Source organism: Paracoccus endophyticus (assembly GCF_003286075.1).
Lineage (GTDB): Bacteria > Pseudomonadota > Alphaproteobacteria > Rhodobacterales > Rhodobacteraceae > Paracoccus > Paracoccus endophyticus.
This window is the reverse complement of the sequence record NZ_QLUV01000001.1, coordinates 399900-412119: the sequence shown is the minus strand read 5'-3', so window position 1 is coordinate 412119 and position 12220 is coordinate 399900. Positions and strand designations below refer to the sequence as shown.

General features: G+C 72.3%; 7 protein-coding genes. 6 read left to right on the top strand and 1 reads right to left on the bottom strand.

From position 1 onward, the window contains the following. Nucleotides 1-70 precede the first annotated feature (70 nt). Entirely contained in the window at nt 71-499 is a 429-nt protein-coding gene (locus DPQ23_RS02000; RefSeq protein ID WP_112872978.1) for a hypothetical protein, read from the bottom strand. Nucleotides 500-768: 269 nt separating this feature from the next. On the opposite strand from DPQ23_RS02000, the gene DPQ23_RS01995 reads away from it, so the two are divergent. The 6 genes from DPQ23_RS01995 to DPQ23_RS01970 all read left to right on the top strand — a co-directional run bounded on the left by DPQ23_RS01995 (nt 769) and on the right by DPQ23_RS01970 (nt 12218). After that, nucleotides 769-2697: an autotransporter assembly complex protein TamA gene (locus DPQ23_RS01995; RefSeq protein WP_112872977.1), complete on the top strand. Its 1929-nt coding sequence runs from the start codon at nt 769-771 to the stop codon at nt 2695-2697. Next, complete coding sequence (locus DPQ23_RS01990; RefSeq protein WP_112872976.1) at nt 2697-7547, top strand: translocation/assembly module TamB domain-containing protein; 4851 nt, start codon at nt 2697-2699, stop codon at nt 7545-7547. Before DPQ23_RS01995 ends, DPQ23_RS01990 begins: the two co-directional genes overlap by 1 nt. A 178-nt stretch (nt 7548-7725) precedes the next feature. Then, the gene (locus DPQ23_RS01985; protein ID WP_112873312.1) at nt 7726-8940 is read left to right on the top strand and encodes an NAD-dependent epimerase/dehydratase family protein; all 1215 of its coding nucleotides are present in this window, start codon (nt 7726-7728) and stop codon (nt 8938-8940) included. Further along, nucleotides 8940-9773, top strand: coding sequence for a glycosyltransferase (locus tag DPQ23_RS01980; RefSeq protein WP_240602371.1), 834 nt, complete (start codon nt 8940-8942; stop codon nt 9771-9773). The genes DPQ23_RS01985 and DPQ23_RS01980 overlap by 1 nt, the downstream gene beginning before the upstream one ends. Next, on the top strand, nt 9770-10555 hold the full coding sequence (locus DPQ23_RS01975) for an NAD-dependent epimerase/dehydratase family protein (RefSeq protein WP_112872975.1): 786 nt from the start codon (nt 9770-9772) through the stop codon (nt 10553-10555). Before DPQ23_RS01980 ends, DPQ23_RS01975 begins: the two co-directional genes overlap by 4 nt. 94 nt (nt 10556-10649) lie before the next feature. Beyond that, nucleotides 10650-12218, top strand: a complete 1569-nt coding sequence (locus DPQ23_RS01970; protein WP_240602311.1) for an OpgD/OpgG family glucan biosynthesis protein — start codon at nt 10650-10652, stop codon at nt 12216-12218. The last annotated feature ends 2 nt before the right edge of the window (nt 12219-12220 follow it).

The following is a 12220-nucleotide window of genomic DNA, read 5'->3' as shown; positions in this document are numbered from 1 at the left end:
GGGAAGGGGAAGGTGTCGCGGCCGGCCTTGTCACAGGCCGCCCCGAAAAGCAACGCGGCATCGGTCCCGCTTACCCCCTCAGGCCCACCTGGGCGTAGTAGGTGCCGGGGTTCGCGCCGTCCTGATAGCCGATGCCCGAGGCGATGATGCAGTTCGTCTGGTCGGCGCGCGCCAGCACGACCGTCCAGGTGCCCATCAGGTCCGACCCCCACAGCTGGGTGCCATCGGCGCGGCGCGTCACCATGCGCTCGTCGAACTCGGCGTTCAGGGACTGCTGGACGGCGGCGGCGCTGTCGCACCACGGCTGATCGGCGGCGGCGTCCGCCCCCTTGGGAAGGCCGCGCGCCATGTGCAGCACCTCGGCCCCGCTCATCCCGGCGACGGCGGACCAGCCCTTGACCGGCTGGGCCTGCGGGGCCGGCTGTTCGATGCCGGATTGCGCCGCGCTGACCGGCAGGACGACAAGCAGGGCGGCAAGGGCGACGCGCAGCGGTTTCATGGCACTGTCCCTTCGTCTTCGCAGGGTGTCTGCGACGGTGTCTCGTCGCGGTTCACCGGGCCAACGCGGCATTTTCGCTGCGGGTTCCGGAAATCTGGCGCAGCCTGCCTGTGAGGGCTTGACAATGGCGTGAGGTCTTGAACCTGACCCTGCGTCAGCCGCGCGGCGCGGGCGGCCCATCACAAACGCCTGTCCCCTGCAGCGCCCACTGGATTCCCCACCCGCTCTGGGCAAGACTGCGGCAAAACAAGACGGCGGGCGGGGCAGTGATGGCGGGGCGGTTTGCCACAGGACTAGCGGTCGTTGCCACGGGCTGCCTGGCGGCCGGCGCGCCGCTGGCGCAGTCCGGTTCGGGCGGATCGGGGTCGGGCAGCGCAGGCAGCGCAGGCTCGGCGGCCTCCTCGCCGCTGGCGCCGCTGGCGCGGCTGTTCGGCGGCGGCGATCCGGTGGCCAATTCGCCCATCGACCTGCAGTTCAGGCTGTCGAACGGCGACGCCGCGCTGGAACGCCAGATCCGCAACAGTTCGCTGCTGACCGAGGCGCTGACCGAGGGGCGGATCACCGGCCAGGACATCCTGGCCGCCGCCCGCGCCGATTACGCCCGCATCCTGGGCGCGCTGTACGACGCCGGGCTGTACGACGCGGTGATCGACATCCGCCTGGACGGGGCCGAGGCCGCGGGCATCGCGCCGCTGGATGCCCCGGCGGTTGTGCGGCAGGTGGTGGTGGACATCCAGACGGGGCCGCGGTTCCGCTATGCCCGCGCCGACATCGCCCCGGTCGCGCCGGGCACCAGGCTGCCCGACGGCTATCGCCGGGGCGAGGTCGCCCGCACGTCGGACATGAAGGCCGCCGCCACCGCCGGGGTCGAGGGCTGGCGCGACGTGGGCCATGCCAAGGCCGATGTCGCCGCGACCGACATCGTGGCCGATCACGACACGCTGGCCGTGGACAGCCGCATCGCGCTGGCGCCCGGCCCCGCGGTGACGTTCGGCACCCTGCGGGCCACCGGCAACAGCCGCCTGCGAACCCAGCGGCTGTATGCGATGGCGGGGTTTCCGTCAGGCGCGCGCTATGACCCCGAGGAGATCGAGACGGTCCGCCGCCGCCTGCGACGCTCGGGCGTCTTTTCCGCCATCACCCTGGACGAGGCCGAGACGCTGGGCCCCGGCAACACGCTGGACGTGACCCTGACCGTGGTCGAGCAGAAGCCCCGGCGCATCGGCGCGGGGTTCGAGATCTCCAGCACCGACGGCGCGCTGGTGTCGGGCTACTGGATGCACCGCAACCTGCTGGGCGGGGGCGAACGGCTGCGGGTGGACGCCCAGTCCAAGGACATCGGCTCGGGCACCTCGGGGCGGGACTATCAGTTCTCGGTCCGGCTGGACCGGCCGGCGACCTTCCGGCCCGACCTGACCGCCTATGGGCTGCTGCAGGCCCAGCGCCTGCGCGAGGAGGATTACGACCAGGACCTGGGCGTGATCGGCGCGGGCGTGACCTGGCTGCCCAGCGAGCGGCTGACGGGCGACGTCTCGCTGGAATACCGCAGATCCCGGGTGACGGACGACACCGGCACGACCGACTTCACGGTGGTCGCGCTGCCCACGCGGCTGACCTGGGACCGCCGGGACGAGCCCACCGACGCCAAGCGGGGCACGTGGCTGTCGGGCACGCTGACCCCCTTTGCCGGGCTTGAGGATACGACCGGCTCGGGCCTGCGCGCGGACGCCGAGGCGCGCGGATACCGCAGCTTCGGCGCGGACGACCGCTTCACCCTGGCCGGGCGGGCGCGCGCCGGGTCGGTCTGGGGGCCCGACATTGCCGAAACCCCCCGCGACTATCTGTTCTATTCCGGCGGCGGCGGGTCGGTCCGCGGCCAGCCCTTCGAATCGCTGGGGGTCGCGGTCATCCCCGGCCCGAACGGCCCGATCCAGACGGGCGGCATGAGCATCGTGAACCTGACCGGAGAGCTGCGCGTCCAGCTGCGCCAGCGCATCGGGCTGGCCGCCTTTGCCGATGCCGGCCGGGTCTGGGCCGACAGCGGATTCGGCGACGACAGCGACTGGCACGCGGGCGCGGGCGTCGGCGTGCGCTATACGACGCCCATCGGCCCGCTGCGATTCGACGTGGCAGCCCCCGTGCAGGGCGACACCGGCAGCGGCGTTCAGGTCTATCTGGGATTGGGGCAGGCATTCTGATGAGACGGCTCACCCGCCTGCTGGCCCCCGCCCTGATCCTGCTGCTTGTGCTGGCGTGGGCAGGCGGGCTGGTCCCCGCCCCCTGGGCCAAGGCCGACGCCGCCCCCACCGGGGGGATCGCCGACGCCACGGCCGAACTGTCGGCCGAGGTCGAGGACGACCGCGGCTTCATCACCCGCTTTCTGGAAAAGAACCTGTCCTCGGCCGGCCGGCAGGTGGTGATCACCGGCTTCAGGGGGGCGCTGTCGTCGCGCGCGACGTTTCAGCAGCTGACCATCGCGGACGCCGACGGCGTCTGGATCACCCTGCGGAACGGCGCGATCCAGTGGAACCGCTCGGCGCTGTTTGCCCGCCGCATCGAGATCCAGGAACTGTCCGCCGCCGAGATCCTGCTGCCGCGCCTGCCCCGGCAGGAGCAGGCCGGCCCCCGCGCCGAGGTGCGCGACTTTGCCCTGCCGACCCTGCCGGTCGGCATCAACATCGCGCGCATCGCCGCCGCGCGGGTCGAACTGGGCAAGCCGGTGCTGGGCGAGGCGGCGGTCGTGTCGATCGACGGCCGGATGACCCTGGCGGGCGGCGAGGGGTCCGCGCAGCTGGCGATCGACCGCGTGGACGGCAAGCGGGGCGTGTTCGCGCTGGACACGGCCTATTCCAACGCGACGACGACCCTCAAGCTGGACCTGACGCTGGACGAGGCCGAGGGCGGGCTGTTTGCTAATGCCATCGACCTGCACGGCCGCCCCTCGGTCGCGGCCGAGATCAAGGGCGAGGGGCCGCTGGCCGATTTCGCGGCCGGCATCCGGCTGGCCACCGACGGGCAGGACCGGGTGACGGGGCGCGCCTCGGCCCGCGCGCAGGCGGGCGAGGACGGCACCCCCGGCACCGGCTTCCGGCTGGAACTGTCGGGCGACGTGGCCAGCCTGCTGCCGCCCGACCACGGCAATTTCTTCGGCGCCCGCTCGCAGCTGCTGGCCGAGGGCTGGCGCGGGCAGGACGGGCGGCTGTCGCTGCCGGTGCTGCTGGTCGATACCGAGGCGCTGAACCTGACCGGGTCCGTCACCACCACGCCCGCGGGGGCGCCGCAGTCGGTCGTCGTGCTGCTGACGCTGGGACAGGACGCGGGCGCGACCCGCCTGCCGGTGCGCCTGCCGTTCGGCGGAGAGGCGACGGACGTGCGCTCGGGCAGCCTGCAGATCAGCTATGACGCCGCGCAGGGCGACGGCTGGACGCTGAAGGGGCGGGTCGGCGACCTGGTCCAGAACGGCGACCGCATCGGCGCGCTGACGCTGGACGGATCGGGCAGCGTGCAGCTGGACGGCGGCGACCTGCAACAGGTCCTGGGCCAGATCCGCTTTGCCGCCGACGGGCTGGCCCTGGCCGACAAGGGCCTGCAGGACGCGCTGGGCACGACCATCAGCGGCGAGACGGGGTTCGACCTGACACCCGGCAACGCGCTGGAACTGGCCGGGTTCACGCTGGGGGGACGCGACTTCGGCGTCTTCGGCACGATCCGGGCCGACGGTCTGCGGTCGGGAATCACCCTCTCGGGCGAGCTGGACGCCGCCTATGAGCAGCTGTCGCACCTGTCCACCCTGGCCGGGCGGCCGCTGACCGGGCAGGCCAGCGCCCATGTCGCCGGGCTTTATACCGTGCTGAGCCGCGGCTTCGACGTCGAGGCCGAGGTGACCGGCAGCGACATCACCATGGGACAGGAGCAACTCGACCGCCTGCTCGCGGGCGACGCGGCCATCACCGCCAGCGTGCGCCGCGATGACCAGGGGATCGAGATCCGCGACCTGACCGTCGATGCCCGGCGCCTGACCGCCGCCGCCCGCGGCGTCATCAGCAGCGCCGCCACCGACCTGCGCGCCGACCTGCGCCTGTCCAGCCTGACCGACGCCGACCCGGCGATGGCGGGCAGCCTGACCGCCGAGGCGGCGGTGACGGGCGCGCCGGGCAGCCGCCGCGTCACCGTCTCGGGCGAGGCGACGGACCTTGCCCTTGGCGTCGCGCAACTGGACAGCCTGCTGCGCGGACGCACCGACCTGACCGCCATCGCCCAGGAACGCGACGGCGCCTTTGTCATCGACACGCTGCGGGTGGCGAACCCGCAGATCACCGCCGACGGCACCGGCGTCCTGGGCGCCGAGGCGCTGGATGCGCGCCTCAGCCTGGACATCCCCGACCTGGGCGCGCTGGGGCGCGGCCTGTCGGGCGCGCTGAAGGCCGAGGCCACGGCGCGGCAGGCGGACGGCGTGCGCTTCATCGAGATGACCGGCACCGGCGAGGACCTGCGCCTGGGCCAGCAGGATGTGGACGGGGCGCTGACCGGGACCACCCGCCTGGTTCTGTCGGCCGAGGAGACGTCGGGCGTCGTCACCATCCGCGACCTGGACCTGACCAACCAGCAGATGACCGCCACGGTCGAGGGCGTGGTCGGCGAGGGCGTGACCGACCTGACGGGGATGGCCGAGATCCGGTCGCTGGCCGCGTTCGGCCGCGGCTGGCGCGGCGGGCTGACGCTGGACGGCAGCGTCAGCGACCGCAGCGGGCAGCGCGTCTTCGATCTGTCGGGGCGCGGCACCGACCTGTCGCTGGGCCAGGCGCAGGTCGATGGCGCGCTGACCGGCATCACCGACATCCGCCTGCGCGGCAGCCAGCAGGGACAGCGCATCACGCTGGACACGCTGCGGCTGGTCAACCAACAGGCCGAGATCCTGGCGACCGGCGTGATCGGTCCCGACAAGACCGACCTGCGCGGGCAGGCAGATCTGAGGAACTTGGCCTCGCTGGGCCTGGGCTGGGGCGGGTCGCTGCGGGCCAGCGGCAGCGTCGTGGGCGACGGCACGGGCGCGCGCCGGATCAGCGTGGACGGGGTGGCGCGCGACCTGTCGCTGGGCCAGGCGCAGGCCGACGCCGCGCTGGCGGGCGAGACGCGGCTGACCGTCCGCGCGATCCAGCGCGGCGACGTCGTGACCATCGACGCCGCGACCATCGCCAACGCCCGGCTGAACGCGGTGGCCCGCGGCAGGGTGGGCGGCGGGCGCACCGATGTCACCGCCGACCTGCGGGCCGACAGCATCGCGTTTCTGGGCCGCGGCTTCGGCGGGGCGATCAACGCCAGCGGGCGCGCCCGCAGCGACGGCACCGGCCTGCGCCTGTCGGCGCAGGGCAGCGCGTCGGGCCTGCGGGTGGGCAACCCCACGGCCGACGCGCTGCTGGCGGGGCAGACGCAGTTCGACCTGGCCGCGCGGCGCGCGGGTTCGGGCGCGCTGACGGTCGAGCGGCTGGACGCCCGCAACGGGCAGCTGCGCCTGACCGCGGGCGGCGACCCCGCCACGGGACTGCGGGTGGACGCCAGGCTGAGCAACCTCGCGTTGCTGGCGCCCGGCTTTCCGGGGCCTGCGACCCTGACCGGCACGGTGCGGCAGGGCGCGCGCGACTATGGCTTCGACCTGGCGGCGACGGCGCCGGGGGGCACCCGCGCGCAGATCGCCGGAACGGCGGCGCGCGATTTCTCGACCGCGGACCTGCGCGTGTCGGGCGTCAGCAATGCGGCGCTGGTCAACCCGCTGCTGCGCGTCCGCTCGGTCGAGGGGGCGGTCGACTTCGACCTGCGGCTGCGCGGCGCGCCGGCGCTGGAAAACCTGACCGGGCAGATCCGCCTGCCCGACGCGCGGCTGTCGGACCCCAAGCTGGGCCTGCGGATCGAGCGTCTGGCCGCGACCGCCGACCTGAACGGCGGGCTGATCCGGGTGGACGCGAGGGGCGCCATTGCGGCCGGCGGGCAACTGACCGTGACCGGCCCCATCGACCTGCGCGGCGGCGCGCCGCGGCTGGACCTGCGCGTCCGGCTGGACGGCGTCGTGCTGCGCGACCCGACGCTCTACCAGACCGTCGCCTCGGGCGAGCTGACGGTCAGTGGCGCCACCGCCGAGGGCGCGCTGATCGCGGGCGCAATCCGCCTGGGCACGACCGAGATCCGCATCCCCTCGACAGGGCTGGGGGGCGCGCGTGCCATTCCCGACATCACCCACCTGAACGACCGCCCCCCGGTCCGGGCGACCCGCGCCAAGGCGGGGCTGCTGCCGTTCCCGTCGGTGGACAGCCGCCTGGCGGGGATGCAGGCGCCCGCGGCGACGCCGCCCGCGGTGCCGGCCCGGCTGGACCTGACGATCACCGCGCCCAACCAGATCTTCGTGCGCGGCCGCGGCGTGGACGCCGAACTGGGCGGCGCGCTGCGCCTGACCGGGCGGGCCAACGCCGTCGTGCCCGTCGGGCAGTTCCAGCTGATCCGCGGCCGGGTGGACCTGCTGGGCAAGCGCTTCGACATGACCGAGGGGCTGGTCGAGCTGCAGGGCAGCCTGATCCCCGTGCTGCGCCTGGTGGCCGAGACCGAACAGGACGGGATCGTCACCCGCATCATCATCGACGGCGAGATCCGCGATCCCGACATCACCTTTGAATCGGTCCCCGACCTGCCCGAGGAGGAGGTGCTGTCACAGATGCTGTTCGGCCGCGGCCTGGACACGATCAGCCCGTTGCAGGCCGCGCAGCTGGCCAACGCGCTGGCCGTCCTGGCCGGGCGCGGCGGCGAGGGTATCGTGGGACGCCTTCGCAACTCGGTCGGGCTGGACGATCTGGACCTGGCCACCGACGACCAGGGCAACGTCTCGGTCCGGGCGGGCAAGTACCTGACACGCAACGTTTATACCGACCTGTCCGTGGATGCCGAGGGCAAGTCCACGATCAACCTGAACCTGGACATCAGCGACGCCATCACCGCGCGCGGCGCGGTCGGCAGCGATGGCGGCAGCACCATCGGCGTGTTCTACGAACGCGACTACTGACCCGCCCCACGCCCGCCGGACGGTCGCACCGGGCGGCGGGAACGCGTGCGCGCGTGGCACGTTGCGCTGTGATGCAGGCAAGCTGTCGCCAAACCGTCAGGCTGTCGTCATATCTTCATTCGACAGCCGCGCGCCGGCAGGCTAACCCCGCCCGCGCACCTGGATGAAGGAGATCGACATGCGGATCGCGGTTCTTGGCGGCGACGGTTTCGTGGGCTGGCCCACCTCGCTGCACCTGTCCAACCTGGGCCAGGAGGTCCACATCGTGGACAACCTGTCGCGCCGCTGGATCGACACCGAACTGGGCGTGCAGTCGCTGACGCCGATGGATTCGATCCAGGAACGCTGCCGCATCTGGCGGCAGGAAAGCGGCAACACGATCCATTTCCACCTGCTCAACCTTGCCAAGGAATACGAGCGGCTGAAGGCATGGCTGGCCGATGTGCGCCCCGACGCCGTGATCCATTTCGCCGAGCAGCGCGCCGCGCCCTATTCGATGAAGACCGACCGCCACAAGGTCTATACCGTGGACAACAACGTCAGCGCCACGCACAACCTGCTGGCGGCGCTGGTGGAAACCGGCATCGACGCGCATCTGGTCCACCTGGGCACGATGGGGGTCTATGGCTATTCCAGCGTCGGCGCGCCGATCCCCGAGGGGTATCTGGACATCGAGATCGACACGCCTGCGGGCAAGCGGGCGCAGCAGATCCTGTATCCGACGCGGCCCGGATCGGTCTATCACATGACGAAAAGCCTCGATCAGATCCTGTTCCAGTTCTATGCCCAGAACGACGGCCTGCGGATCACCGACCTGCACCAGGGGATCGTCTGGGGCACCCACACCGACCAGACGCGCCGGCATGAACAGCTGATCAACCGCTTCGATTACGACGGCGACTATGGCACGGTGCTGAACCGCTTCCTGATCCAGGCGGCGATCGGCTATCCGCTGACGGTCCACGGCACCGGCGGGCAGACGCGGGCCTTCATCCACATCCAGGACAGCGTGCGCTGCGTGGAACTGGCGCTGGGCGATGCGCCGCAGGCGGGCGAGCGGGTCCGCATCTTCAACCAGATGACCGAGACGCACCGCGTCCGCGACCTGGCGCATCTGGTGGCAAAGCTGGCCGGGGCCGAGGTCAAGTTCCTGCCCAACCCGCGCAAGGAGGCCGACGAGAACGACCTGATCGTGCGGAACGACCAGTTCCTGTCGCTGGGCCTGAACCCCACCACCCTGCAGGAAGGGCTGCTGTCCGAGGTCGTGGACGTGGCGCGCAAATACGCCCATCGCATCGACCGCTCGCGCGTGCCCGCCGTCAGCGCCTGGACCAAGGACATCGCCCGCCGCGTCGATCACGACCCCGAGGGCAAGCGGCTGAAGGCGGTCTGATCTTGCAGGGCCTGACCCCGGACCGCCCCGCGCGGTCCGACCGCGCCTATGTCACGCTGGTCACGAACGCCGACTATGCGCTGGGCGCGCGGGCGCTGGTGCGGTCGATCGTGCTGTCGGGCACGGACGCGGACATCTGCGTGCTGCACACCGACGTGGCGGCGGCCGACCTTGCGCCGCTGTCGGCGTTGGGCGCGCGGCTGGTGCGCTGCGACCTGCTGCCGACCAGCGCCGCCTTCAACGCCGCCCACGCCCGCGACGCGCTGCACGGCCGCGCGGCCTTCACCAAGGGGGAGAAGCCCCCCTTCCACACGCCGCTGGACAATTTCGCCAAGCTGCGGCTGTGGCAGCTGGACTACGGGCGCGTGGTGTTCATCGACGCCGACGCGCTGGTGTTGCAGACCGTGGACAGGCTGTTCGACTATCCGCAGTTCTGCGCCGCGCCGAACGTCTATGAAAGCCTGGCCGATTTTCACCGCCTGAACTCGGGCGTGTTCACCGCGCGGCCGTCGCAGGCGACGTTTGACGACATGCTGGCGCGGCTGGACATGCCCGGCGCCTTCTGGCGGCGGACCGACCAGACCTTTCTGGAACAGTATTTCCCCGACTGGCACGGGCTGCCGGTGTTCTGCAACATGCTGCAATATGTCTGGTTCGCCATGCCCGAACTGTGGCGCTGGCGCGACGTGAAGATCCTGCATTTCCAATACGAAAAACCGTGGCAGGACCACGCCAAGGCCGACCGGCTGCGCCCGCTGATCGCGCTGTGGCGCGCCTATGCCGGCGACGGCCCGGTGCCGGACAGCCGCGGCCTGCCCGATCCTGCCCCATGAGGATCGCCGTCACCGGCGCGACCGGCATCGTGGGCGGCGTCATGGTTCAGGCGGCGCGTGCCGCGGGCCACGCGGTCGATCCGCTGCCCGGCTGGCGGCTGGGGCAGCCCGCGCCCCTGGACGGCTGCGACGCGGTGATCCATGCCGCGCTGGCCCACGCGCCCGGCCGGTACCGCGGCGGAGAGGGGGACGATCCGGCGGCGTTTGTCACCGCCAACCGCGACGGCACGCTGCGGCTGTTCGAGGACGCCGAGCGCGCAGGCGCGCGCGTCGTGTTCCTGTCCTCGCGCGCCGTGTATGACGGCTGGCCCGCCGGCACGGCGCTGCCCGACGGCACGCCGGCACGGCCGGACAGCCTGTACGGGCAGGTCAAGGCACAGGCCGAATCCGCCCTGCCGCCGGGCGGCGCGGCGCTGCGCGCGACGGGCGTCTATGGGCCGGGGCGCGCCAACAAATGGGCGCCGCTGTTTGCGGACTATCGCGCCGGGCGCCCCGTCGTGCCCCGCGTCGCGACCGAGGTGCATGGCGCGGACCTTGCGCATGCGGCGCTGCTGGTGCTGGAGCGCGCGGCCACGGGCGTCTTCAACGTGTCGGACCTTGTCCTGGACCGCCACGACCTGCTGGCCCGGGTGCAGCGGCTGACAGGCTGTCCGCATCCCCCGCCGCCCCGTGCCGACGCGCGCGCGCTGTCGGTGATGGGCTGCGCGCGGCTGGCGGCGCTGGGGTGGCGGCCGGGCGGGCTGGCGCTGCTGGGGGCCACGCTGCCGGCGCTGCTGGCATAGGCGGGGCGATGCCCACGGACGGCAGCAAGATTGTTGCCGCGCTGCGGGACCTGCGCTAAGGCTGGCGCGTTTCCCGACCGTCGGATACCTGCCCGTGAAGCGTCGCCTGTTCCTTGGTACACTGACCGCTGCCGCGACGCTGGGCCTGACGCCCGGCGGCGCCCGTCCCCTGTTCGCCCAGGACGCCGCACCCCCCGCGATTCCCCCGACCGACCCCGCCGAGGTGGCCCCCGCCTGGAGCTTTGACCGCGTGGCCGAGCGCGCGGCCGAACTGGCGGGAAAGGATTACGCGCGGCCGGTCGCAAACCTGACCGCGCCCTTTGCGGACCTGGGCTATGACGCCTATCGGGGCATCCGGTTCCGCCGCGAGGCCGATCCCTGGAAGCTGCCCGGCTTCGGGCTGGACCTGCTGCCGCCGGGGATGCTGTACACCGATCCGGTCGCGATCAACCTGGTCGAGAACGGGACGGTCCGGGCGCTGCCCTTCGACCCGTCGGTCTTTCAGTTCGACACCATCTCGTTCCCGCCCGATGCGGCGGCGGCCGCGCCCGGCGACATGGGCTGGTCGGGGTTCCGGCTGCGCGCGAACCTGAACCGGCCCGACCATCTGGACGAACTGGCCGTGTTCCAGGGGGCCAGCTATTTCCGCGCCCTGTCGCGGGGCGCGCGCTATGGACAGTCGGCGCGCGGCCTTGCGCTGGGCACCGGCAGCGCCGAGGGCGAGGAGTTTCCCGCCTTCCGCGAGTTCTGGATCCATCGCCCCGGCCCCCGCGACCGGGCGGTGACCGTCCAGGCGCTGCTGGACAGCCCCTCGGTCGCCGGCGCCTATGAATTCATCATCACGCCGGGCCAGGACACCGTCATCGCCACCCGCGCCGCGCTGTTCCCGCGCCGTGATCTGCCGCAGGTCGGGATCGCGCCGCTGACGTCGATGTTCTGGTTCGGGCCGGGCGACGGGGCGGGCGAGGACGACTATCGCAGCGCCGTCCACGACACCGACGGGCTGCAGATGGTGACCGGCACCGGCCAGCGCCTGTGGCGCCCGCTGATCAACCCGCCCACGCTGCAGATGTCGGCCTTCGTGGACGACAACCCGCGCGGCTTTGGCCTTGCGCAGCGGATGCGCGATTTTGCCGATTACCAGGACGCCGAGGCGCGCTACGAGCTGCGGCCCTCGGCCTGGGTCGTGCCGCGCGGGCTGTGGGGGAAGGGGGCCGTGTCCCTGGTCGAGATCCCGGTCCAGAACGAGTTCAACGACAACATCGTCAGCTTCTGGCAGCCGGCCGCGCCGCTTGTCGCGGGCCAGCGCCACGATGTCGCCTATGACCTGATCTTCGGCGCGCTGCCGCCCGACGACGCGCCATTGGCGCGCGTGCGCCAGACCCGCACCGGGGTTTCGGTGAACGGCCGCGGCGCGCGCAGCTATGTCATCGACTATGACCTGATCCTGTTCGAGGGGGTCGACGATCCGGTCGCGGCCGTCACCGCCTCGGCGGGAACGATCGAGCATCCCTATCTGATGCGCCTGCCCGACCAGGGCGTCCTGCGGCTGGCGTTCGAGTTCCGCGACGAGGGGGCCGAGCTGGCCGACCTGTCGGCGGTGCTCAATGGTCCCACCGGCGCGCTGAGCGAGACGTGGCTGGCGCGCTGGACGCGGGGGTGAAC